The 24,954-nt window shown below is 61.4% G+C and carries 18 protein-coding genes and 1 tRNA gene; 10 read left to right on the top strand and 9 right to left on the bottom strand.

Features of this window, described 5'->3' with window-relative positions; translation table 11 throughout:
* Positions 1-99: 99 nt before the first annotated feature.
* From AABE20_RS06515 to AABE20_RS06505, 3 genes are all read left to right on the top strand, one after another.
* Positions 100-1,329 carry a glycosyltransferase family 4 protein gene (locus tag AABE20_RS06515; protein ID WP_338332341.1) on the top strand — a complete coding sequence of 410 codons (1,230 nt, stop codon included), beginning with the start codon at positions 100-102 and terminating at the stop codon, positions 1,327-1,329.
* A 36-nt stretch (positions 1,330-1,365) separates the two neighbouring features.
* Complete coding sequence (locus AABE20_RS06510) at positions 1,366-2,178, top strand: NAD kinase (RefSeq protein WP_338332340.1); 813 nt, start codon at positions 1,366-1,368, stop codon at positions 2,176-2,178.
* Positions 2,179-2,263: 85 nt separating this feature from the next.
* Complete coding sequence (locus AABE20_RS06505) at positions 2,264-3,178, top strand: OmpA family protein (RefSeq protein WP_338332339.1); 915 nt, start codon at positions 2,264-2,266, stop codon at positions 3,176-3,178.
* 104 nt (positions 3,179-3,282) lie between these two features.
* On the opposite strand, the gene rnhA is transcribed toward AABE20_RS06505, so the two are convergent.
* From rnhA to ispH, 3 genes are read right to left on the bottom strand one after another with little or no spacing between them, the layout of a single operon-like run.
* On the bottom strand, positions 3,283-3,771 hold the full coding sequence (gene rnhA, locus AABE20_RS06500; RefSeq protein WP_338332338.1) for a ribonuclease HI: 489 nt from the start codon (positions 3,769-3,771) through the stop codon (positions 3,283-3,285).
* Positions 3,761-4,735 (bottom strand): homoserine kinase, encoded by a 975-nt coding sequence (locus AABE20_RS06495; protein ID WP_338332337.1) that lies wholly within the window; start codon positions 4,733-4,735, stop codon positions 3,761-3,763. Before AABE20_RS06495 ends, rnhA begins: the two co-directional genes overlap by 11 nt.
* A 9-nt stretch (positions 4,736-4,744) precedes the next feature.
* Complete coding sequence (gene ispH, locus AABE20_RS06490) at positions 4,745-5,746, bottom strand: 4-hydroxy-3-methylbut-2-enyl diphosphate reductase (RefSeq protein WP_338332336.1); 1,002 nt, start codon at positions 5,744-5,746, stop codon at positions 4,745-4,747.
* A 240-nt stretch (positions 5,747-5,986) separates the two neighbouring features.
* Between ispH and AABE20_RS06485 the strand changes: the two genes are divergently transcribed.
* Entirely contained in the window at positions 5,987-6,577 is a 591-nt protein-coding gene (locus AABE20_RS06485) for a hypothetical protein (RefSeq protein ID WP_338332335.1), read from the top strand.
* Between the two features lie 95 nt (positions 6,578-6,672).
* Here AABE20_RS06485 and AABE20_RS06480 read toward each other — a convergent pair whose 3' ends face one another.
* The 5 genes from AABE20_RS06480 to AABE20_RS06460 form a co-directional block, all read right to left on the bottom strand.
* Positions 6,673-8,037 (bottom strand): ABC1 kinase family protein, encoded by a 1,365-nt coding sequence (locus AABE20_RS06480; RefSeq protein ID WP_338332334.1) that lies wholly within the window; start codon positions 8,035-8,037, stop codon positions 6,673-6,675.
* A gap of 2 nt (positions 8,038-8,039) precedes the next feature.
* Positions 8,040-9,884 (bottom strand): M3 family oligoendopeptidase, encoded by a 1,845-nt coding sequence (locus tag AABE20_RS06475; protein ID WP_338332333.1) that lies wholly within the window; start codon positions 9,882-9,884, stop codon positions 8,040-8,042.
* 133 nt (positions 9,885-10,017) lie between these two features.
* Entirely contained in the window at positions 10,018-14,574 is a 4,557-nt protein-coding gene (gene gltB, locus AABE20_RS06470; protein WP_338332332.1) for a glutamate synthase large subunit, read from the bottom strand.
* Positions 14,574-16,019, bottom strand: coding sequence for an NAD(P)-dependent oxidoreductase (locus AABE20_RS06465; protein WP_338332331.1), 1,446 nt, complete (start codon positions 16,017-16,019; stop codon positions 14,574-14,576). The genes gltB and AABE20_RS06465 overlap by 1 nt, the downstream gene beginning before the upstream one ends.
* A gap of 196 nt (positions 16,020-16,215) precedes the next feature.
* A complete protein-coding gene (locus tag AABE20_RS06460; protein ID WP_338332330.1) occupies positions 16,216-17,172 on the bottom strand; it encodes a complex I NDUFA9 subunit family protein in 957 nt (318 codons plus the stop codon).
* Between the two features lie 188 nt (positions 17,173-17,360).
* Between AABE20_RS06460 and AABE20_RS06455 the strand changes: the two genes are divergently transcribed.
* Positions 17,361-17,447, top strand: a tRNA-Leu gene (locus AABE20_RS06455).
* A 179-nt stretch (positions 17,448-17,626) separates the two neighbouring features.
* Here AABE20_RS06455 and AABE20_RS06450 read toward each other — a convergent pair.
* Positions 17,627-18,436 (bottom strand): N-acetylmuramoyl-L-alanine amidase family protein, encoded by an 810-nt coding sequence (locus AABE20_RS06450; protein WP_408740793.1) that lies wholly within the window; start codon positions 18,434-18,436, stop codon positions 17,627-17,629.
* 588 nt (positions 18,437-19,024) lie between these two features.
* Between AABE20_RS06450 and AABE20_RS06445 the strand changes: the two genes are divergently transcribed.
* The 5 genes from AABE20_RS06445 (at position 19,025) to AABE20_RS06425 (ending at position 24,935) form a co-directional block, all read left to right on the top strand.
* Positions 19,025-21,823: an Rne/Rng family ribonuclease gene (locus AABE20_RS06445; protein ID WP_338332328.1), complete on the top strand. Its 2,799-nt coding sequence runs from the start codon at positions 19,025-19,027 to the stop codon at positions 21,821-21,823.
* Between the two features lie 127 nt (positions 21,824-21,950).
* Positions 21,951-22,676 carry an ATP phosphoribosyltransferase gene (hisG, locus tag AABE20_RS06440; RefSeq protein WP_338332327.1) on the top strand — a complete coding sequence of 242 codons (726 nt, stop codon included), beginning with the start codon at positions 21,951-21,953 and terminating at the stop codon, positions 22,674-22,676.
* A 22-nt stretch (positions 22,677-22,698) separates the two neighbouring features.
* Positions 22,699-24,012 carry a histidinol dehydrogenase gene (gene hisD / locus AABE20_RS06435; protein ID WP_338332326.1) on the top strand — a complete coding sequence of 438 codons (1,314 nt, stop codon included), beginning with the start codon at positions 22,699-22,701 and terminating at the stop codon, positions 24,010-24,012.
* A gap of 69 nt (positions 24,013-24,081) precedes the next feature.
* The gene (infA, locus tag AABE20_RS06430) at positions 24,082-24,300 is read left to right on the top strand and encodes a translation initiation factor IF-1 (RefSeq protein WP_003623225.1); all 219 of its coding nucleotides are present in this window, start codon (positions 24,082-24,084) and stop codon (positions 24,298-24,300) included.
* Positions 24,301-24,302: 2 nt separating this feature from the next.
* Positions 24,303-24,935 (top strand): Maf family protein, encoded by a 633-nt coding sequence (locus AABE20_RS06425; RefSeq protein WP_338332325.1) that lies wholly within the window; start codon positions 24,303-24,305, stop codon positions 24,933-24,935.
* Positions 24,936-24,954 lie beyond the last annotated feature (19 nt).

The raw sequence follows: 24,954 nt of genomic DNA, 5'->3' as shown, positions 1-24,954 counted from the left end.
ATACCATCCATAGCAAACTCTGGCCCATAGCGGTCAAGCGCGGACCCAGCGTGTTCAGAATATGGCACTTTTACCCCTGTGCATGATAATAGGAGCAACATGGCCAGTTTTTTAAGCTCTCCGGTTATTTTGCAAATCCTTCCTGCCCTGCAACAGGGCGGGGTGGAACGGGGCACGCTGGAAATGGCGCAGGCCATTACGCTGGCGGGTGGCAAGGCGCTGGTCGCCAGCAGCGGGGGGCGGCTTGTGCCCATGCTGCGGAGTCTGGGTGCTGAACATATTACCCTCCCCGAATGCGGCAGCCGTAATCCCGCGCATGTGTTGCGTAATGCCCGCATGCTGGCCCGAATACTGGGCCAGCACAATGTTGCTCTGGTGCATGCCCGCTCCCGCATTCCCGCGTGGACAGCCAGAATGGCGTGCAGGCGCACCCGCACCGCGTTTGTCACCACATGGCATGGTGTGCATGCCAACACCGTACCGGGCAAAAAACTCTACAACTCCGTTCTGGCCAGCGGGGACCGGGTTATTGCCATAAGCGCGCATATCGGGCGGATGCTCCACAAGGATTACAATGTTCCACCCAGCCGCCTGCGGGTTATTCCACGCGGGGCGGATATCGGGCAGTTCAGCCCCCATGCGGTCAGCGGGCAGCGCATGCACCAGCTTGCCGAACAATGGAACATTCCCGCAGGCTCGGCCATTATTCTTATGCCCGGCAGGCTGACGGCATGGAAAGGGCAGGCCCTTGTGCTTCAGGCACTGGCCCAACTGGAGGCAGGACTGCCCGAACAGCCCTGGCACTGCGTGTTTGCAGGTTCGGACAAAGCCGACGGGCGCTACGTGCGCGAACTGACCCAACTGGCCCATAGCCTTGGGCTGGAAGACAGAATCCGCTTTGCCGGACATTGTGACGACATGCCCGCCGCCATGGCGCTGGCCAGCATGGTGCTTGTTCCCTCCCTCCGCCCCGAACCCTTTGGCCGGGTTGTGGTGGAGGCGCAGGCCATGTGCCGCCCGGTCATTGTCTCCCACCACGGAGCGGCGGTGGAAACGGTGGACAACGGCGTGACCGGCCTGTCCGTTCCCCCCAACAATGCAGCGGAGCTGGCGGACGCCATGTTCACGGTGCTCCGGGCACCCGCCACAACTCTGGCCAATATGGGCGCCAACGCCCGGCAGGCCGTGCTGGCGCACTACACAACGCAGGCCATGCAGCACGCAACACTGGGGGTGTATGACGAGGTATTGGGCACCCACATGGCCCCCGCCTTCCTCCATACCAAAAATGCGTCCGCCCCCTTTCAGGACCACGGCCTTGCGGGGTAAGACACACCCTTCCTTCCTCCACCCACAGGGCAGAGCATGAGTGCCGCATCCACCTCCACGCAGCCCCTTTTTGCCCAGACACCGCGCAGGCTGGCCTTTATGGCCGCCCCCACGCACGAGGCACGGACGGAGCTGGACCGGCTGGTCGCCCATTACGGCAACTGCCATCCGGGGGATGCGGACATTATTGTCTGCCTTGGTGGGGACGGCTTTATGCTCGAAACCCTGCGCGTGGTGCTCGAAACCCAGCTAACCGCCCCCGTTTACGGCATGAACTGCGGCTCCGTTGGTTTTCTGATGAACCCGATGGACGAAGAAGACCTGCCCCACAGGCTGTTCCACGCACAGGCCGCCACCTTGCACCCACTCCGCATGACCGCCACCACGCGTGATAACGAAACGCACGAAGCCCTCGCCCTGAACGACGTGTACCTGTTCCGCCAGACCCGGCAGGCCGCCAAGCTCCGCATAGATGTGGACGGTCTTGTGCGTGTGCCCGAACTGATCTGCGATGGCGCGTTGCTGGCAACGCCTGCTGGCTCAACCGCCTACAACCTTTCGGCCCACGGGCCGATTGTGCCGCTTTCGGGCAATCTGCTGCCGCTTACACCCATATGCGCTTTTCGCCCCCGCCGCTGGCGTGGCGCGCTGCTGCCCTCTACCGCCCATGTTGGCTTTACTGTTATGGAATCCGAAAAACGGCCCGTGGCCGCTGTGGCCGATTCGGTGGAAGTGCGTGACGTAACCTCCGTTCAGGTGCGCGAGGACCGTAACCTGACCGTAACCTTGCTGTTTGATCCGGGGCAGACACTCTCCGAACGGATTGCCGAAGAACAGTTTTCCGCATGACGGCGTGTATTTTTGCTGCGCCCTGCCAGAATACCCCATTTTATCCCTCCCACCTTCTGGGCTAGTCTGCACCGCAATGAAAAAAATGCTCTCCCTTTCGTGCCGCCTTTCCCTGCTCTGCGCCGCAGGACTGGTCGGAGCAGGCACGGCCCATGCCCAGATCACAACCAATGCACAGGCGCTTGACAGTCTGGCAGGCGCCCAGCCCGAGGCTAGGGCCACGCAGGCGGGGCAGAGCGCAACACAGCACATACGCCCACAACGCCGCGTAACGCCGCACCCGGTGCAGCGAACGCAGGCACAAACAGCCCCCACACCCAAAACAACCCAGCCCGCAGCCGCATCAACCGCGCCCGCCACCCAGCCCACAGCACCAGCGGGGCAGAGCACACAGCCCCAACAAACGCCAGCGCCCACAACAACCGTGGCCCAGCCTCCTGCTCCTGCTCCTGCTCCTGCTCCTGCTCCTGCGGGTGGGGCCACTAATGTGCCGGGGCAAGGGCCTGTTGTGGCACCGGCTCCGGTTCGCCCGCCTCCGGCCGCAACCATTCCCGATGCCCCACCGGCAGTTCCCCAGCTTACGCCCCCTCCGTCCGAGGTCGAGGTGCATCCCTTCCCCATTCCACCGCAGCCTACCGTGCAGGTGCAGGCCAAGGGAACGCTTACCCCCATTCCCGGTGGCATACGCCTGACATTTGCCCCCGGATCAGCCGATCTGAACCCCGAGACCCATCAGGCCATTCTGGCATTCGGGCAGAACCTTGCTTACAAGCCGCATGTCCGCGCCCTTGTGAACGCCTATAGTTCGGGCACAACGGATGACCCCTCGCTCCCACGCCGCATGGCGCTGGCCCGTGGTCTGGTCGCACGAAGCGTGCTGATGAACGGCGGCACACCCTCCACCAGAATTTATGTGCGGGTTATTGGTCAGCCCAAAGACGCAAAGCCGGATGCGCCAGAAGATTATGTGGACATCTACCAATCTGACGCGGAGCCATAAGGGGGGCTTTACCCCGCTGGGCGCACCTGCACACACTTATGCAGGCCAAAAACCACTCACGCGCCGTTGCTGATTTTGGGAGAACGGCAAAAAGTCAGGCGGGTTTACGCGCCTGCTTTTTGCTCTTCCATGCGTATGCGGGCCTGTGTGGCCAGTTGGTCCACCTGTTCGTTCTCTGGCACGCCAGAGTGGCCCTTAACCCAGTGCCATGAAACATCATGCGGTTTGGCGGCATCCAGCAGCCGCCGCCACAGGTCCATGTTCGCCACCGGGTCCCCCGCCGCGTTGCGCCAGTTGCGGCGCACCCAGCCTGTATGCCAGCGCGTAATACCGTTTCGCACATATTCGCTATCAGTATGCAGGTTGACCGTGCAGGGTTTTTTCAGGGCTTCCAGCGCTTCGGCTGCGGCTGTCAGTTCCATGCGGTTGTTGGTAGTCTCCAACTCCCCGCCAGAGAGTTCACGCTCCACACCCTTGCAGCGCAGCAGCACGCCCCAGCCGCCGGGGCCGGGGTTGGGCCTGCACCCACCATCGGTCCAGATTTCAACCTGCATCCGGTTTTCCGGGCTGGGGGAAGAGTTTTCAGAGTCCATAACCACCCACACTTTGCGTTGCCAGATGGAACCGCAACCGTTTGAGGTAATCCAGCGGGTTTTTGGGGGTCACCAGCGCATCGGCCGGGGTGTTGATCCAGTCATATAACCGGGTCAGCAAAAAGCGCATGGCCGCACCCTGCGCCAGAACGGGCATGGCGTGGCGTTCGGCTTCGTCCAGCACACGCACCTCCTCGTACCCCAGCAACATCTGGCGGGCGAAGGTTACATTGAACGCACCATCAGGCTGGAAGCACCAGGCATTCAGGCAGATAGCCACGTCAAAGGCCAGATAGTCCGTACAGGCAAAATAAAAGTCGATCAGGCCCGAAACCGAGTGATTAAGAAAAAACACGTTATCGGGGAACAGATCGGCATGGATCTGCCCACGCGGCAGGGTGGCGTTACCACCGTGGCCCGGCCATGCGGGCACAATGCGGGCAAGAGCGTGCTCCAGTTCCGCCTGCAAACCGCGCTGGACCGTATCTGCCCCACCCGCGCAGCTTTGCAGCAGGGGTGCCCATGCATCCGGCCCCAACGCATTGGGGCGCTCGGGCGCGTAGGAACGGCCTGCGGCGTGCAGTTGGGCCAGCGCGCGGCCAAGTGGGCGGCAGTGCTCGCCCCGCACTGTGCGCGGCCAGACACCGGGCAAAAACGTGGTAATGGCCGCAGGCCGGCCCGCAAGGGTTTTGAGCGTCACGCCCTGCCTGTCGGCCACGGGCTGCGGGCATGTTACACCCTCGCGCGCAAGGTGCTGCATCAGACCCAGAAACCAGGGCAGCTCGCGCGCGTTCACCCGCTTTTCGTACAGAGTGAGAATAAAATCTCCCTCGGTTGTACGCAGCTGGAAGTTGGTGTTCTCAACCCCCTCGGCAATGCCACGGAACGCTACAAGGGACCCTATGGCAAAATCAGCCAGAAAGTCCTGCAACGCCTCGTCGCTAACGTCCGTATAAACGGCCATGAACCACCCTTAGCCCAAAGGTGCGGGAAGGCGGAACGTTACGTTTTCTTCCTTCACAATCCGCTCTTCAATGCACAGGGTGTAACGCTTGGCCATTTCGGCCACCATTTCCTGCACCAGTGCTTCTGGTGCGGAGGCCCCAGCCGTAATACCCAGTGTGCCCACTCCGTCCAGCACGGACCAGTCCAGTGCATCCAGCCGGGGCACCAGCAGGGCGCGGGCCGCACCCGAACGCTCCGCCACTTCACGCAGGCGCTGGGAGTTGGAGGAATTGGGCGAGCCAATAACAATCACCAGATCGCACTCAGGGGCTATGGTCTTGACCGCTTCCTGCCTGTTGGTGGTGGCGTAGCAGATATCCTCACGCTTTGGCCCTTCGATCAGGGGGAAGCGCTCACGCAGGATGTCCACGATTTCTGCCGTATCATCGACCGAAAGGGTGGTCTGGGTAATAAACGCCAGCATGGTCGGGTCTGCGGGCTGCACGCTGCGGGCTTCGTCCGCATCGTTGATCAGGGTGACCGCTCCTGCGGGGAGCTGACCCATTGTGCCCACAACCTCGGGGTGACCGGCGTGGCCGATCATCAGGATATGGCGGCTTTCTGGCCCACCTGCGGCATAGTGGCGCTCCGCCTCGCGGTGGACTTTGGAGACCAGCGGGCAGGTTGCATCCAAATACAGCAGGTTGCGGCGCTCGGCTTCGGCAGGCACGGTTTTGGGCACGCCATGGGCGGAAAAAACAACATGGCCATCTGCGGGAACTTCGTCCAGTTCCTCCACAAAGATGGCTCCCTGTGCTTCCAGCTCCTCTACAACGGTGCGGTTGTGAACAATTTCGTGGCGGACATAAACCGGTGCGCCGTAACGGCGGATGGCTTCCTCCACCACGCGAATGGCGCGGTCCACCCCGGCGCAAAAGCCGCGCGGGCCAGCCAGAAGGACCTTGAGTGAGCGGCCATGCTGCGCATCCGTGTTCTGGGAGGTCGTAAGGGTGTCAGTTTGATCGGGCATGGTGTTCCCCAAAGTTGCAGCGGGCTGTATAGAAGAAAACTGGCTATGAAGAAGCATATTGAAAACAGGCTATGCCCGAAACCCGGTAAAGGCCGTGGCAGTTGTGGCCTACGCAAAGGACGCATGTGATGCAACCCGTTTTGCAGCATTCAAGACGTGAAACACACGCCCTAACGAGCGTGGCGGGTTGGTGCGTCACCCGTTTTTGTTCCTCCACCCCCTATCATGCCGGATCACTCCATGCCTTATGATCTTACCCGCCTGCGCAGCCTGCTCCCCCGCGTAACCGCTTCTGGCGCACTGGCCGTGGGCCTGTTAACGGCGCTGACAGGCTGCGGGGGCGGAGAAAGTGCCTCAATGGAGTTTGCGCCAGCCTGCCCTCTTACGCATATTCCATCCGAAGCGGCAGATTATTACCTGTATAAAGGCAAAAGCACCGATTACCGTGATCTGGTGGCGCGGGCCAGCATTGTCAAGCTGGAAGGGGACTGCTTGGCCGGTGGCCCCAAGGACCTGAAAACCCGAGTCGTACTCCACATTACGGTAGAACGTGGCCCCGCTTCCTCCACCGAGGCGCTGAGCATGCCGTGGTTTATTGCCGTGCTGCATGGCGACCGGATTGTGAACAAGCACATCTTCCGCCACACAATTACGTTCCCGGCCAATCTGGCAACGTTTGATACGACCACCAAGCTGATTACGATCGACCTGCCGATCCCCCCCCGCAATGTCGATTCCGACTACAGGTTCGAGGTGGGTTTCCAGCTAAGCCCAAGCCAGTTGGAATATAACCAGACACATCTGAAACGGGCGATCTATCAGGCTTACTAAAAAGCCTACGGGGCAGGCCCGGACCTGCCCCGCATTGCCACTCAGCACTTTACTGTGTGCACGGCCCCACGCCCTTGCCCTGCATTGCTCGCCCTTCAGGTGGCGGGCGGGGCGTCTGGTGGAAAGCGGGCCTCTTTTATGGCCGCATTCTGCCGGTCGGTCAGGGCCTGTTCGTCAAACCCTTCCACAATTTCGTGGAACATTTCGCTCCAGTTCATTTTGACCTTGAGCCGCATAAAGACCGACCCAAGCCCAATGGCCGAGCGGTCCACCAGCACAAATTCACGCGGGAGGCGCACGCCCCCTGTTTTTTGCAGCCCTTCATGCACACGGCTCAACACCTCGCGCCCATGTTCGGGGTTGTTCTCTTCCTGAATGTAGCGCTCGCGGTCATCCATGAGCGGTGCGTACAGCAAGCTGGCCCATTCATTGAGCACACGCACCTTCTCGCGCGACAGGTCGCGGAAGCCCCATGCCTCGTACGCATGGGCGGCAAGGTCTTCATCCTTGGTACGCAGGGCGTTGTACAGATCAATATTGCCCTTGATGAATGAGGGCCGAAAAATCCGAATCGCGCCAAAGTCCAGCAGGTTCAGCCCGCCATCTTCGCGCACGGTAAAGTTGCCCATATGCGGGTCGCCATGCACCACGCCATACTGGTAGAGCGGCACGTACCAGCCCCGGAACAGGGCGCGGGCGATTTTCTTTTTCTGCTCATCCGAAAGACCGGCCTTAATGGCGGCATTCAGGTTCTGGCCCGCCACCCATTCCATGGTCAGCAGGCGGCGTGTGCTCAACCCATCCACGGGGAGCGGCACAGTCACGTCCGGGCAGTCCCGCAGAATATTGTGGTAGAGGCGCATATTGGCGGCCTCGCGCCGGTAATCCAGCTCCTCGCGCAGGCGTTCGGCCAGTTCTTCCACCACATCATCCTGCCGGATGGCGTTGTCGAGCTTATGGTAAACACCAATGGCCATGCGGAACTGCTTGAGGTCCGCCTCGACCGCCGTGTTCATGTCCGGGTATTGCAGCTTGCAGGCCACCCGGCGGCCATCGGCCAGAATGGCCTGATGGACCTGCCCAAGGCTTGCCGCCGCCGCAGCCTCCTTACCAAAAGCGCGAAAGTTCTTTTCCCACCCTGCACCCAGTTCCGCCGTCATGCGGCGGCGCACAAAGTTCCAGCCCATGGGGGGCGCGTTGGACTGGAGCTGGGCCAGTTCCTCCGCATATTCCTCGGGCAAGGCGCCCGGTATGGTGGCCAGCAGTTGGGCGGCCTTCATGAGCGGGCCTTTTAGCCCGCCCAGCACGGATTTAAGGTCTTCCGCGTGGGTTATACCGCCTGAGCGCAGGCCCATTTTGTGCCCGGCCATGCGTGCGGCAATGCCCCCCACCGTGCCGGTGGTCTGCACCATACGCCGCAATTCGCCGAACATGCCGGAGTTATCAAGATCGCGCGCCATGCTCAGTCCTGCTCCAACTGGTCAATAAAGCCCGAAATCACATCCAGCCCCTTGCGCCAGAAACCGGGGTCCGATGCATCCAGCCCGAAGGGAGCCAGCAGCTCCTTGTGGCGTAGCGTGCCACCGGCTTGCAGCATGGCGATATATTTGTCCTGAAAGCCCGGAGCGCCTTCGCTGAACACCTTGTACAGGGCGTTCACCAGACAATCCCCAAAGGCGTAGGCGTAAACATAGAAGGGCGAATGGATGAAGTGCGGAATATACGCCCAGAATACATCGTAATCGGAGGTAAAGTTAAAGGCCGGACCAAGGCTCTCCGTCTGGACCGCACGCCAGATTTCACCAATCCGTTCAGGCAGCAGTTCACCCTGTTTGCGCTCGTCATGCACACGGGTTTCAAACTCGTAAAACGCAATCTGGCGCACCACGGTGTTCAGCATGTCCTCCACCTTACCAGCCAGCAGAAGGCGGCGGCGGGCGGGGTCTTTTTCCGCGTCCAGCAGGGACTGGAAGGTCAGCATCTCGCCGAACACACTGGCGGTCTCGGCCAGTGTGAGCGGGGTATCGGACATAAGATAGCCCTGCCTGGCCGCCATGACCTGATGCACACCATGCCCAAGTTCATGCGCCAGCGTCATCACATCGCGGATGCGGCCATGGTAGTTGAGCAGGATATACGGATGGGCCGAAGGCACAGTGGGGTGGGCAAACGCACCGGGGGACTTGCCGGGGGCGGGGGGCACATCAATCCACGGGCTGGTCAGAAAGGTGTTGATGACCTTGCCCATGCGCGGGTCAAACCCATCATACGCCTTTTGCACAATGGCTTTGGCCTCGTCCCACGGAATCTGGCGGTCCTCGCAACCGGGCAGGGGCGCGTTGCGGTCCCAGTGTTCCAGCTTGTCCAGCCCCATCCATTTGGCCTTGAGGCTATAATAACGGTGGGACAGGCGGGGGTAGTCCGTGCGCACGGCAGAAACCAGCGCATCCACCACACCATCTTCCACCATGTTGGACAGATTGCGCGAAGAGGTGGGGCGGGCAAAGTGCCGCAGCCCATCGGATATGGATTTATCCTTGGCCAGCGTGTTGGTAATGAGCGCAAACAGCCGCACATTGCCTTCAAACACAGCGCCAACAGCCTTGCCCGCGCGCTCGCGCACCGCGCGGTCTGTATCGGACAGGCGGTTGAGCGCATCACCCACCGGCATGGTCTGCCCGTCCACGCTCACACGCAGGGCGGCTATGGTCTCATCAAACAAACGGCACCATGCCTGCGCGCCGGTTACGGATTTTTCCAGCAGCACCTTTTCCACGTCATCACCAAGCTGGTGTGGGCGGTACATGCGCACATCGCGCAGGTAAGGCTGCCAGCGGGCAAGGGCTGGGTCTGCCATTTTGGCCTGTAGGTCGGCCTCTTCCAGCCTGTTCAGTTCCAGCCCGAAAAACAGCAGGTCGGTGGAAATATCGGTCAGTTGTTCGTTAATGGACTGGCTGAAGCGGCTGATGGATGCATCGGACGAATCCGCGGCAAACAGCAACGAGGCATACGAGCCTGCCCGGCCCAGTTTTTCCTCTATTTCCTCAAACTCGCTCAGAGCCTGCGCCAGTTGCCCACCGCTCAGGCTGCTCAGGCGGCCCTGATACAGTTTGGCAAAGCTTTTGGCGGCGGCGGCCGCCGCCGCCAGATCGGCCTGTAGTGCCGGGTCGTCCATACCCGCGTACAGGGCCGACAGGTCCCAGCGGGGCAGAGCGGCAGCACCGGGGCTGGAGGAAGAGGCAGGTCCGGCTTCCGCCGCCATGAGCGGAAGTGACAGCGAACGGGAAAAATGCGCGGTATGTTCCATACCCTCACTCTACCGCGCAATTCCACCCGAGGCGATAGCCCTTGCATGCAAAGACAAAGCACCAGAACACCAAAACGGGCGGGAGCCATAAGCCCCCGCCCGTTTTTTACACTCAAACCCAGTAAAGGCAGGCTCAGGCCGATTTGGCCTGCTGCGCACCTTCCACACTAAAGCCAATGATTCTGGCGTAGTCCTTGGGCACAATCTGCCAGAACTGGGGCAGAACCTCGTCCCACTTATGCAACAGCATGGAGGCATAGGCCGAACCTGTTTCCTCCACGTGGCGTTCCACCAGTGCGCGCAGTTTTTCGGCCCATTTGGGGTCGGTCACACGCGACCACAGCAGGGCTTCGGGGTTAATCCGTTTGGTAAAGCCACCCGTGCTGTCCAGCACAAAGGCCATGCCGCCGGTAAAGCCCGCGCCAAAGTTGTCGCCCACTTCGCCCAGCACCACAACGGTGCCGCCGGTCATGTATTCGCAACAGTTGGAGCCGCACCCTTCGATAACCGCCGTAGCACCCGAGTTCCGCACCGCAAAGCGCTCACCCGCCTGCCCTGCCGCATACAGCTCACCCGCTGTGGCGCCATACAGGACCGTGTTGCCAATAATGGCGTTCTGGTTGGACACCAGCGTGGAAGAAGGCGACGGACGGACCGTAATGGTCGCCCCCGACAGGCCCTTGCCCACATAGTCGTTGGCATCGCCCAGCACTTCCAGTTTCAGCCCCTGCACTGCAAACGCACCAAGGGACTGCCCGGCAGAACCACGCAGGCGCACGGTCAGGTGGCCCGGGGCCAGCGTTTTCATGCCGAACTGGCGCACGATCAGCGAGGAAATGCGCGTGCCAATGGCGCGCTGGGTGTTCTGCACGTTGTAGTGCAGCTGCATTTTCTCGCCATGGTCAAACAGCGGACGGGCATCGTTGATCATCTGCGCATCCAGCGTGTCGGGCACCTCGTTGCGGCCTTCCAGCGTGCAGTAGCGCGCAAACGGCCCCGGATCCGCCTGCGAGAGCAGGGAGTTCAGGTCCAGATCGTCCAGATAATCCGCCCCGCGGGAGACCTGACGCAAAAGGTCCGTGCGGCCAATAATCTCATTCAGCGTGCGGAAGCCAAGGGAGGCCAGAATGTTACGCACATCCTCCGCAATGAACGAGAACAGGTTGATCACCTTTTCCGGCGTGCCTTCAAACTTGGCGCGCATGGCCGGGTCCTGCGAACATACGCCAACCGGGCAGGTGTTGGAGTGGCACTGGCGCACCATAATGCAGCCCATGGCCACAAGGCTGGCCGTGCCAATACCAAATTCTTCCGCACCCAGCATGGCCGCAATAACCACATCCCGACCGGTTTTGATGCCACCATCAGCCCGCAGGCGCACACGGTGGCGCAGGCGGTTGAGCATGAGCACCTGATGCGTTTCCGCAAGCCCCAGTTCCCACGGTAGACCCGCGTATTTGATGGAGCTAACCGGGCTTGCCCCCGTACCACCCGAATGACCGGAAATAAGAATGGCGTCGGCCTTGGCCTTGGCCACACCAGCCGCAATGGTGCCAATGCCCGAACGCGCCACCAGTTTGACGGTCACGCTGGCATCGGGGTTGATCTGCTTGAGGTCGTAAATAAGCTGGGCCAGATCCTCGATAGAATAAATATCGTGGTGCGGCGGGGGCGAGATCAGGGTCACACCCGGTGTGGCATGGCGCAGCTTGGCAATAAGCTCGGTCACCTTGAAGCCGGGCAACTGCCCGCCCTCACCCGGCTTGGCGCCCTGAGCCACCTTGATTTCCAGCTCGCGGCAGTCATTGAGGTACTGCGCAGTCACACCAAAACGGCCCGAGGCCACCTGCTTGATGGCAGAGGACGCGTTATCCCCATTAGGGCGGGGTTTGGCGCGTGCGGGGTCTTCCCCCCCTTCACCGGAATCGGACTTGGCTCCAATCCGGTTCATGGCGATGGAGAGCGTCTCATGCGCTTCGGGGCTGAGGGCGCCGAGCGAGATAGCGGGGGAGATCAGGCGTTTACGCAACTGCGTAATGCTTTCCACCTCTTCTACCGGAATGGGCGTGCGCCCATCGCGGAAGTCGAGCAGGTCACGCAAAGCCACGGGCGGCTGGGCGCGCACGGCATCGGCATAACGCTGGTAGATGGTAAAGCTGTCTGTTGCCACTGCGGTCTGGAGCATATGGATCAGCCCGCCATCAAATGCGTGCTGCTCCCCGCTGCGGCGCAGTTTGTACAGCCCCCCCACAGGCAGGGTCAGGGCCGAAGCGGACCCCCATGCCTGCTCGTGGAAGCTGAGTGCATTGCGGGCAATACCGGACAGACCAATACCGGAAATGCGCGAAGGCATACCGGGGAAGAACTCCGCAGTCAGTGCGCGCGACAGACCCACGGCTTCAAAATTGCACCCGCCACGGTAGGACGCCACAATGGAAATGCCCATTTTGGACATGATCTTGAGCAGACCCTTGTCCACGGCCTTGCGGTAGCGTTCCATGCACTCACGCAAGGTACGGCTGCCAAACAGGCCACGGCGGTGGCGGTCCGCAATGCTTTCCTGCGCCAGATACGGGTTAACCGTAGTGGCCCCCACGCCAATGGTAACAGCAATGGCATGCACGTCCAGCGCGGTGGAGGTGCGCACATTGAGCGATGTGAACGTCCGCAAGGACGTGCGCACCAAGTGGGTATGCACAGCCCCCGTAGCCAGAATCATGGGAATGGAGGCGCGGTCGGGGGACTGGCCTTCATCGGTCAGGAATACATGGGTGCAGCCGCCACGCACACTTTCCTCCGCCTCGCGGCGGATGCGGGCAATGGCTTCGCGCAGGCCGGTCTCGCCATCCTTTGCGGGGAAGGTGCAGTCGATCACGCTGGCAGAGGCGCCGCAGAAGCCGCGCAGGGCCTCGTACTCGCCCGATGTCAGGACGGGGCTTGGCAGTTGCAGCATGTCACACTGCTCGGCCGACTGGTCCAGAATGTTGCCAAGGTTACCAAGGCGCGTGGCAAGGCTCATCACCCCTGCTTCACGCAGGCTGTCGATGGGCGGGTTGGTCACCTGACTGAACATCTGGCGGAAGTAGTGCGACAGCCCCCGGTAACGGGGCGAAAGCACGGCCAGAGGGGTATCATCCCCCATGGAGCCAATGGCTTCGCTTGCATCTTCCACCATCGGGTGGAGCAGGGTTTCCAGCTCTTCCAGCGTGGTGCCCACGGCCAGTTGGCGGCGGCGCAGTTCATCACCCGTGTAGTAAACCGGCTCGGTCACTTCGGAACGGACAAGGTGGCCGATTTTCTGGGTGCGTTTGATCCAGTCCGAAAAATCCTGACGGGTGGACAGCACATCCAGCAGCGCGCTGTTGCCGTACAGTTTGGCGTCGTCCAGATCCACGCCAATCATCTCGCCCGGGCCAAGGCGGCCACGGCTGACAATGGCGTTTTCGGGCACGCGCACCATGCCGGTTTCGGACCCGACAATCAGCAGGCCATCCGTGGTCACCGTATAGCGCAGCGGGCGCAGGCCGGAGCGGTCCAGCCCGGCCACAACCCAGCGGCCATCGGTCGCGCACAGGGCGGCGGGGCCGTCCCACGGTTCCATAACGGCGTTGCAGTAGGTGAACATATCGCGGTGTGCGGGCTTCATGGCCGCATTGCCACCCACGCTGGCCGGGATCATCAGCGCTTTGGCCGCAGGCGCATCCCGCCCAGCAAAGGTGAGCAGTTCAAACACGTTGTCCAGCGTTGCCGTATCCGACCCACCAGCCTGCACCAGCGGCTTGATATCGGCCATCCACGGGTCAAGGTCCGGGTGGGACAGGCGCGTTTCGTGGCTTTTCATCCAGTTGATGTTGCCCGAAATGGTGTTGATCTCACCATTATGGGCAAGGCGACGGAACGGCTGGGCCAGCTTCCATGTGGGGAAGGTGTTGGTGGAGTAACGCTGGTGGTAAATGGCAAAGCGGCTGACAAACCGCTCATCCAGCAGATCGGGGTAGAACTCGGTCAGATGCTCGGCAAGGAACATACCCTTATAGATAAGCGAGCGGCATGACAGCGAGCAGATATACAGATCCACCTGTGCGGCAATGGCCGCTTTTTCTATCCGGCGGCGGATAACGTACAGATCGCGCTCAAACGCCTCTTCCGTTTTGCCCGGCAGGTTGCGGATAAGGATCTGCTCAATTTCAGGGCGGGTTGCGTTGGCTTTTTCACCAATGCAGGAGGTGTCAATCGGCACCTGCCGCCAGCCGTAAATGCCGTAGCCAAAGGCCAGAATCTGGGTTTCGATAATCTGGCGGCACTGTTCCTGCGCCACAAAATCGGTCTTGGGCAGGAACACCTGCCCCACGGCAATGGGGCCATCGCTGGGCCGGTCGCCCGTGCTGGTAATGGCATCGGCAAAAAATTCCTGCGGAATTTCCACATGAATGCCCGCGCCATCGCCGGTTTTGCCATCGGCATCCACAGCGCCACGGTGCCAGATGGCTTTGAGGGCTGCAATACCGGCTTCCACCACCTCACGCCGGCGCTTGCCATCAAGGGCGGCCACAAGGCCCACGCCGCAGGAATCGCGCTCGTCCGCCGGGTCATACAGCCCGTCGAGCGCCTGCACGTTGGCATCCCATGCCTTGAGAAACTCTTCACCGCTTTCAGCGGAAACAGTGTGCGAAAACTGTTCCATATCCATTATCCCTGCTCCGCCGTACGAGCCATTGCATCGGCCTTGATCCACTCATGGATGCTCTGGGCGGCTTCCCGCCCGTCCTTGATCGCCCACACGACCAGACTGGCCCCACGCACAATATCGCCTGCTGCGAACACACCGGGCAGCGAGGTCATGAAGCTTTTCTGGTCCACCTTGAGCGTACCCCAGCGCGAAGCCGCCAGAGCAGGCTCATCCCACAACTGCGGCAGAGGTTCGGGGTCAAAGCCAAGGGCGGCAATCACCAGATCGGCTTCCAGCGTGAAGGAGGACCCTTCCAGCGGTTCCACCGACTGACGGCCCGATGCATCGGGCAGACCCAGCTTCATGCGCGATGCGCGCACGCCTGTTACGTGGGTGTCGCCCAGAAATGCCTCGGGGGCTGCCAGCCATTCAAACTGCACGCCTTCTTCTTCCGCATTCTTTACCTCACGCGTGGAGCCGGGCATGTTGGCGCGGTCGCGGCGGTACAGGCAGCGTACGGATTTGGCGCCCTGACGGATGGCGGTGCGTACGCAGTCCATGGCCGTATCGCCCCCGCCCAGCACCACCACGTTTTTGCCTGCGGCATCCAGCGCCTGCGCATCATCTGGCAGCACATCGCCCAAAGAGCGGCGGTTGGAGGCGGTCAGGTAGTCCAGTGCTTTTTCAATCCCTGCAAGGCCCGCACCGGGGCCGCCAATCGCGCGGGACTTGTACACACCCGTGGCGATCAGCAGCGCATTGTGCCGTCCACGCAGTTCGGCAAAGGACAACTCACCCGCGCCAGAGCCAATGCCCTGACCAAGGTGGAACACCACCCCACCTTCGGCCAGCAGTTCGTGCCTGCGGGCCACAATATGTTTTTCCAGCTTGAAACCGGGAATACCATACACCAGCAGCCCGCCCACGCGGTCATACCGGTCGTACACATGAACCTGATACCCCTGCGCGCGCAGCTGGTCCGCAGCGGCAAGCCCTGCTGGGCCAGCCCCGACAATACCCACGGATTCCGCGCGCTCACGCATGGGGGCCACGGGTTTGACCCACCCGTTCTCGAACGCTGTATCCGTAATAAACCGTTCCACCGCGCCAATGGTCACGCTTTCGAACCCCGGTTCGATCACGCAGCTTCCTTCGCACAGGCGGTCCTGCGGGCAGATGCGGCCACAGATTTCGGGGAAGGTGTTGGTAGCGGAGGATACGCCATAGGCTTCCTCCAGCCGACCTTGCGCGGTCAGCATCAGCCAGTCGGGAATATTGTTCCCCAGCGGGCAATGCACGGAACAGAACGGAACACCACACTGCGAGCAGCGGCTGGCCTGTTCGGTTGCCTGTTCTGGCTTAAAGTCCGTGTAAATTTCGTCAAAATCCGCCCGCCGATCTGCAGCCGTGCGTTTTTCCGGCTGTTTTTGCGGAACGGAGACAAATTTCAGCATCTTGGTTGTCATACGCCATCCCCGGCTAACAAGGGCGCGGCAGACAGTCCTCGCCCCCCTAAAATCAAGCAGGAGGGAAAGTGCCCTTTATCCCCACGGATAAAAAGACAGCATTGCTTACCTATTTTAATTTTAGGCCCGGAATGGCCTCAAATGGCGTATTTTTTATAAAATAATAGGCTCCATTCCGGACCTTTATTGCCGCAACCTAACGCTGCGGCACAAAAATGCCAGAGCGACCACCACCGGCCCTATACCGCTCCAGATAAAACGGCACACAGGATTCCACACTGCGCGGAACAATGCCCAGCACATCAAACCCCGATTCCGTAGGGGGCACCACATTATCGCACGAGAGCATGAGCAACTGGTCGCGCGTCAGCATTTTGCCCGGCAGGCGCTCCAGCACCGCCGCCTGCAACCGCGCCAGCGCCATGGGCACACGCACCACCGGCTTGTCCCGCTGCGTCTGACGCAGGGCAAAGGTGGCAATATCCTGCATGGTCATGACATCCGGCCCACCAAGCAGCCACTCCCGGCCAGCAAGTTCAGGCGTTGTGGCAAGCCGGGCCACAGCCTGCGCCACATCCCCTACGTAAACAGGCTGCACACGGGTTGTGGCCCCATAGACCGGCATAAACGGCAGGTAGCGGGCCAGCATGCCAAACAGGTTGAAGAACCTGTCTTCCGGCCCAAAAATAACGGACGGGCGCACAATGGAGGCATCGGGCCGGTACTGGCGAACCAACGCCTCCCCCGCGGCCCGGCTGCGCCCATAGGCGGAAGGGGCTTCGGCCGAAACCCCAAGGGCGGACATATGCACGTAGCGCGCAACCCCGGCCTCCGCCGCAAGCCGCGCCACGCGCCCTGCCCCATCCACATTGACCGCCTGCAAACTCTGCGCGGAGGAAGAGGACAGGACAGCTGCAAGGTTGATCACCACCTCGGCCCCACGCACCACGCAGGCGACCGTCCTGTCGTCCAGCACGGAGGCATAAAATGGCGCAACCTGCCCCACACGCCCCATGGGCCGCAGCAAAGCCCCCAGATCCGGCCTTCGGCTGGCTACACGCACCGTGTACCCCGCCTGCGCCAGACACTGCACAACATACTGGCCAACAAAGCCATTCCCGCCCAGTACGGCCGCAGTCCTGTTCCCACTCATGCCCGCATCCCCTTAACTCTCTTCTCGTGTTCTACACGACAGGCGCACTGTGTTGCATTCACGCCCAACAGGCCAGAGCGCGCACTGACACAAATTCGTCAAAAAAAATCATTTTGCCTGTTGACGCCCCCCTGCGTGCAGGGTAAATGCCTCTTCACCAGCCCGGAACACTCCGGGTTGCCATTTGAGCCCAGATGGCGGAATTGGTAGACGCGCAGGTTTCAGGTACCTGTGACCGAAAGGTTGTGGAAGTTCGAGTCTTCTTCTGGGCACCAAATTCTCCCCCGGGAATTTGTCAAGCTAAGCAGCCCCCGCAAGGGGGCTTCTGCTTTTCTGGCCTCCCGCTTTCCTGCATATATCCCTACTCTATACTATAATGCAGGCGCATGCCTGTGGCCGCACACGCAAACCGCAGCCAGAGAGCCACGCCCCACAAAAAGGGCAAAGGCCAGACCTACCCTGCCAGCCCCGCACCTGCGGAGGCAAAATACAGGTTAACAGCACGGCACATGGCCCCCGCCACCATGGCCCTGTGCCCGGCCTGCCGCAACGCGGCCTCATCCAGCCGATTGGACATGAACCCCATTTCCACCAGAACAGACGGTATTTGCGCGGATTTAAGCACCGCAAAAGCCGCATGCCGGTGCGGGTGCGTTAAAAGCTGCACACGGGACTGAAAAGCCGACACAACAGCCTGCGCCATATGCGAGGACCCCTTGCGCGTTTCCTCCGTAACCAGACTGGCCAGAATACGCTGCACCTCGGGCGAGGCCCCATGCACCATGGGGCCACCAAAACGGTCTGCACTATTTTCTGTGCGGGCCAGATCGGCGGTCTGGCTATCGGAGGCACCGTGGGCATGGGTGTACACACTTGCCCCACGCACACCCGCATTGTGCAGCGCATCCGCATGCATGGAAATAAAGAGCGACGCCCCATGCTGCTGGGCCATGTCCACCCGGCTATCAAGCGGAATAAAATGATCACTCGCGCGCGTAAGCGCCACGCGGTAGCGCCCCGTAGCCAACAACTGGCGCGAGAGTTCCTGTGCTGCGGCTTCCGCTACGTGTTTTTCATAGGTGCCAGAAAACCCGATGGCTCCGGGGTCTTTGCCCCCATGCCCCGGGTCCAGCATGACCAGCGGCCTGGGTGGTGCCGCCCGCCCGATCACGGCTGGCGCGTGCAGCGCTGCCCCGTGGGGCGTGCGGGCACAAGCAGGCGCGCCACCACTGGCCACAACACCCGCAACCGCCCCACCGGCCATGGTGCTCAGGAAGGTTCTGCGCGGCACGGACAGGCGTATGGGGGTAGGGAGCAGCAGGTGCGTATCCGACCAAACATGGTCCGGCCTGTGCGGTGCCATTAAGCGCGCCTTCATCCTTGGGTTATCTGCATGACAGTGTGCCTGAAAAATGGCAAAAAAATAACCACCCATTTGCAGCCCAAAGCCTTTATTACGAATAGCTTGCAGTCTTGCGGTATTTGGGTCATGCTTAATGTGCATGGCATCTGGGCATTAGTGTACCTGCCGTGCACCCTGCTTGTTGCCTTCTGGGCGTTGTGTTTGCGCGGCATGCCCCGCCACCACCTAGCGACCAGAAGCCGAGCAACGCGATGACTGAAGGATACACGACCATAGTTCGCCCCATTGCCCTGAGTATCTCGGCCAGACCACAGGCATCAGCATGCCTGCCGGGCACTGGCGCGCGGCTGTCAGCGGGCTTTGTCGGCACCTTCGGTTTTCCAGTTCACGCCTGTTTATACCCGCTGGAAGCGCCCCTGCTCCGTGCTGCGCCACGTTGGCAAAAGCACCGCTCAGGCTGGCCACCAGCGCACCGGAGTTTTTCTTTTTATGTCAAAGCGGATGCTGATCGACGCAACACACGCAGAAGAAACGCGTGTTGTTGTGATGGACGGAAATAGACTTGAAGATTATGATGTTGAATCTGCTGCAAAAAAGCAGCTCAAAGGCAATATCTACCTCGCCCGCGTTATTCGCGTAGAGCCTAGCCTGCAGGCCGCCTTTGTTGAATATGGCGGCAACCGGCACGGCTTTCTCGCCTTTAGCGAAATTCACCCGGATTACTACCAGATCCCGGTTGCCGACCGCGAAAAGCTTCTGGCCCTTCAGGCCGAAGAAGAAACCCTGATGGACGACAACGGTGCCGACTCCGATGAGGACGACACCGCCGAGCGTGAGGGAGACACCGATGCGCAAGACACCCGCAACGCGGCTGATACAGAAGGCCGTGAAGAAGGTGAAGAGCGGCAGGACGCCCCCGAATACGTAAGTGGTGAAACCGATACGGGTGAGGAAGCGCTTATCCAGAAGCGTATTGCGCGCTTCCTGCGCAACTACCGTATTCAGGAAGTCATCCGCCGCCGTCAGGTTCTGCTGGTACAGGTCGTCAAGGAAGAGCGCGGCAACAAGGGTGCGGCACTGACCACCTATGTCTCGCTTGCTGGCCGGTACTGTGTGCTTATGCCCAACGCACTGCGTGGGGGCGGGGTCTCACGCAAGATCACCTCCGTTGCTGACCGCCGCCGCCTGCGTGACATTGTGAGCAGCCTGAACCTGCCACGCGGCATGGCCATGATCGTGCGCACCGCCGGTGCCCAGCGCCCCGGCCCCGAAATTACGCGCGATTGCGAATACCTGCTGCACCTGTGGGATGACATTCGCGAGCATACGCTCCAGTCCATGGCCCCGGCCCTGATTTATGAGGAAGCCAGTCTGGTCAAACGCGCCATCCGCGATGTGTACACGCGCGATGTGAGCGAGATTGTGGTGGATGGCGAAAACGGGTGGAAAGCCGCGCGGGACTTCATGCGCATGCTCATGCCCCACCACGCCGAAAAAGTGCGCCTGTGGAGCAAGGAGCACCAGCCGCTCTTTACCCACTACCATGTGGAAGGGCATCTGGACGCCATGTTCTCCCCCGTGGTGTCGCTGCGCTCGGGGGGGTATCTGGTTATCAACCAGACCGAAGCACTTGTGGCCATTGACGTAAACTCCGGCAAGGCCACCAGCCAGCGCAATATTGAGGAAACCGCCTTCCGCACCAATCAGGAAGCCGCGGACGAAGTGGCCCGCCAGCTCCGCCTGCGCGATCTGGCCGGGTTGATTGTCATTGACTTTATTGACATGGAATCCCGCCGCCACAACGCCACGATTGAACGCCGCCTCAAAGACGCACTGCGCCACGACCGCGCCCGTATCCAGATCGGTTCCATCTCCCATTTCGGGCTGCTGGAAATGTCGCGCCAGCGGCTGCGTCCTTCCGTGGCGGAAGCGGCCTTTACCGTTTGCCCACATTGCAACGGCACCGGCATGACCCGCAGCGTGGAAAGCTCCGCCCTGCATGTCCTGCGTTCTGTGGAAGAGGAAGGCGCGCGCCGCCGTGCTGGCGCCATTACGGTGCATGTTGCAGCCGAAATTGCGTTCTACATCCTCAACAACAAGCGCGACTGGCTGGCCAACATCGAACAGCGCCACCAGATGGAAGTGCTGTTCTCGCCCGACAATTCGCTGCCCGCGCCGGAAATCCGCATCGAAAAGCGTGCCCATGCCCGCCCGATGCCAGCCGCCCAGCCGCAGTTGCCACCAGTTGAAAATGTGGATGTGGACGTAGAAACACCCACACATGCCGCGGCAACGCCGGTTGCCAACACCAGCGCACCCGCTGCCGCCCTGCCCGAAACGGCAGAAACAACCGTGGGGGATGAGGAACCGCGCCGCCGTCGCCGTCGCCGTCGCCGCCGTGGGGGCAATGGCAATGGCAATGGAAACGCCAATGCGCAGCACCAGAACGACACGGCCCCCGATGCCAGCGCGGATGATGCGGACGAAACCGCTCCCACCCGCACGGGCGAAGAGGCAGCCCCCTCCACCCCCGCTGCCCAGCAGGGTACGGATGGGCAGCACCTTGTGCCCGGTCGCCGCCGCACACGCCACTCGCGCGTGCAACGTCAGGCTCCCGAATCGGCTCCTGAGCAGCAGCGCGTGGCTATAGAGGAAGGCCCAGCCCCCCGTCCGCAACGCGCGGTCTGGACCGGCCCCACCCCAGCCAACCCGTTTGGTGATGGACCGGACATTTTTGAACTGCTGGAAAACAGTGCGCAGGCCACCAAGCCCGCCCCTGCCCCCGCAGCCAAGGAAGCCGCCCGCACGGATGTGGTTGTAGAGGCCGCCCCTGCTCCGCAGGCCAAAGCCGAGGTGGAAGAACAGGACGCGCCCAAAAAGCCCGCCCGCCGCCGCGCAACACGCAAACCGGCCGCAGCCAAAGCGGACACAACCGCTGAAGCCACAACGGAGGCCCCTGCCGCCACAGCAGAAGCCGAACCGGCTGAAACCGCAGAGCCTGCGCCCAAAAAGCCTGCCCGCCGCCGTACAACACGCAGCAAAACAGCCGCTGCCAGCACGGAAGCGGATACGGTGCAGGACGCACCCGCAGCCCAAAGTGTGGAAGAGGACGCGCCCAAAAAGCCCGCCCGCCGCCGCACAACACGCAAGGCCAGCACAGAGACCGCCCCCACAACCGAGGCCGCAGCCCCTGCCACGGAAGACAAGGCCGAACCTCTGGTCCAGCCAATCGTGATTGAGGACAGCCCACCCGCCACCCGCCGCCGTACGGGATGGTGGAAACGCTAAAACCCGCATCGTATTCGGGGTGGGTGCTTTTTCTTCCACCCCGAATACAGGCTGCCGGTTTTTCTTCCCGGCCACCTTGTGCTAGGAGAGCAGGCCGCATTTGAATGCCTTGCCTGCCGGAGTTTGCATGAACCAGCCCTTTCCAGACCCCCAGACCACCAACGCGCTTGGTGCGGGCCATGATGGACAGATGGTTCTGGCCCTGCCCAAGGGCCGTATTCTTAAAGCCGTAACCCCGCTTATGGCAGGCACAGGCATGGCCCCCTCGGCCGATTGCCTTGGCGATAGCAGCCGCAAGCTGCGCTTTTCCACCGAAGACCCCGGTGTGGACATTGTGCGTGTCCGCTCGTTTGACGTAGCCACCTTTGTGGCCGCCGGTGGCGCGCAGGTGGGCATTTGCGGCTCTGACGTGCTGATGGAATTTGACTACCCCGAAATTTATGCCCCCCTCGACCTTGGCATAGGTGCCTGCCGCATTGCCGTGGCCCAGCCAGCCCACCTGCCGCATGACCCGCAGGAATGGGCCAGTTGGTCGGAAGTGCGGGTGGCAACCAAATACCCCGCCATAACCCGCCGCTTTTTTGCTGCGCGCGGCATTAACGCCACCATTGTGCATTTGCATGGCGCCATGGAACTGGCCCCCATGCTTGGCCTCTCACGCCTGATTGTAGATCTGGTGGACACCGGCTCCACCCTGCGCGCCAACGGGTTAAAAGAAGTTGAAACCATAGCGCAGGTTTCCAGCCGTCTGATCATTAACCGCACGGCGCTCAAAACCCGCCCCGACCAGATTGACTGCATTCTCTCCCGCTTCCGCACAGCACTTGCGGAAAGCACGACCGCTGCAAAATAATGTGTAAGGCAGATCGGATTCCATGAAACGGCTTGATACGCGTGATGCTGGTTTTGAAGGCGCCTTTAGCGCCCTGCTGACCAACCGGGAAGAACAGGGGCAGGAAGTAACCACCCCCGTGGCCAATATTCTGGCTGCTGTGCGTAAGGAAGGGGATACCGCCCTATGCACCCTGACCGAACGCTTTGACCGCCTGCCCGTAACGCCGGAAAAGCTGGCCTTTACCGCGCACGAAGTGGCCGAGGCCAAGGCGCAGGTCGGCCCCGAACTGCTAGATGCGCTGGACGTTGCCGCCCGCAGGATTGAGAGTTTCCACCAAAAGCAGCTCCCATCGGACATGCGTTACACGGATGAAGAGGGCATGACGCTGGGCATGCGCTGGATTCCGCTGGATGCCGCAGGCCTGTATGTGCCCGGTGGCAAGGCCGCCTACCCTTCCTCCGTGCTTATGAACGCCATTCCGGCCAAGGTTGCGGGGGTCAAACGGCTGGCCATGTGTGTGCCAACGCCTGATGGCGTCATCAACCCGCTGGTGCTGGCTGCCGCAGACCGTGCGGGCGTGACCGAAATCTACCGTGTGGGTGGCGCGCAGGCTGTAGGGGCCATGGCCTATGGCACCCGGACCATCCGCCCCGTTGACCGCATTGTAGGCCCCGGCAACGCCTATGTGGCCGAAGCCAAGCGGCAGGTCTTTGGCCATGTGGGGATTGATAGCATTGCTGGCCCGTCCGATGTGGTGGTCATTGCCGATTCGGGGTCCGACCCGCGCGTGATCGCACTCGACCTGCTGGCTCAGGCCGAGCATGACGAGCTTGCACAGGCCACACTGATTACCCCCGATGCAGCCTTTGCCGATAAGGTGATTGCGGCAGTGGAAGCCGAGCTTAAAGTGCTCACCCGCACCGCCATTGCCAGTGCAAGCTGGGAGCGCAACGGGGCCGTGCTGATTGCGCGCGACCTGCTGGAAGCCGTGGAGCTGGCCAACCGTCTGGCCCCCGAACATCTGGAACTGATGGTGGACGACCCGGAGGCTCTTTTTGTGCATGTCCGGCACGCGGGAGCGGCGTTCCTTGGCCGTTTCTGCCCCGAAGCGGTGGGCGATTACGTGGGGGGGCCAAACCATGTTCTGCCCACATCCCGCACCGCGCGCTTTGCCTCCGGCCTGTCGGTTTACGACTTTATGAAGCGCACCACATTCCTTTCCGGTGGGCCGGACGCCCTGCGCCGGATTGGTCCTTCCGCCGTGGCTTTGGCCCATGCCGAAGGGCTGCAAGCCCACGCCCTTAGCGTTTCTGCCCGGCTGGATGCTCTGGCAGAGCAAACACCTAATGCTTGACCGCCAAGCGCCCCTCAACCATACCTGCTGACCAAACTCCCGTCAGTTTTAACATACACGAAGGATGCAATGTCTAAAGAAGACATGATCGAATTTAGCGGCACAGTGACCGAACTGCTGCCAAATGCCATGTTCCGCGTAAAGCTGGACAACGAACACGTTATTCTCGCCCATACCAGTGGCAAGATGCGCAAGAACCGTATTCGCGTTCTGGCGGGTGACCGGGTGAATGTGGAAATGACCCCCTATGACCTGTCCAAGGGTCGTATCACCTTCCGCTTCAAGTAAGCATGACTTCCTCTGGCCAGACACAAGCGGGGCAGAATGTGGCCCCTCTTCTGGTTCTGGCGTCCGCCTCCCCCCGCCGTATTGCGCTTTTGGAACAGATCGGGCTTGTGCCCGACCGCGTTCTGCCCGCCAATATTGACGAAACACCCACAAAAGGTGAGACGCCACGGGCCTATGCCCAGCGCATGGCCGCTGAAAAAGCCAGATGCGTTGCCGCCACACTGGGCGAACCGGCACTTGTGCTGGCGGCAGATACGGTTGTGGCCCTTGGCCGCCGTATTCTGCCCAAGGCGGAGGACCGGCAAACCGCACGCTTCTGCCTTGAACGCCTTTCTGGCAGGCGGCACACGGTGCTCACCTCTGTTGTGGTTACCCCAACCTCCAGTTGGGAACCGGGGCGGCACGGCGCACGGCTGGTGGAAACGGCGGTTACCTTCTCACGCCTGACCCCATACCAGATTGATGCCTTGCTTGATGCGGGAGACTGGTCTGGCAAGGCGGGCGGGTACGCATTACAGGGCCATGCTGCGGGTTTTATCCGCGCGCTCTCTGGCAGTGCCTCCGCCGTTATTGGCCTGCCTTTGTTTGAGACCGCCCAACTCCTGCGTGGCCAACCCGGTGGCTGGCTAGCGTGAGCCTGTTCCTGCGCATTGC

Source organism: Acetobacter zythi, from assembly GCF_963921165.1.
GTDB lineage: Bacteria > Pseudomonadota > Alphaproteobacteria > Acetobacterales > Acetobacteraceae > Acetobacter.
The sequence above is the reverse complement of the archived record's forward strand: the minus strand, read 5'-3'. Positions and strand labels throughout refer to the sequence as shown.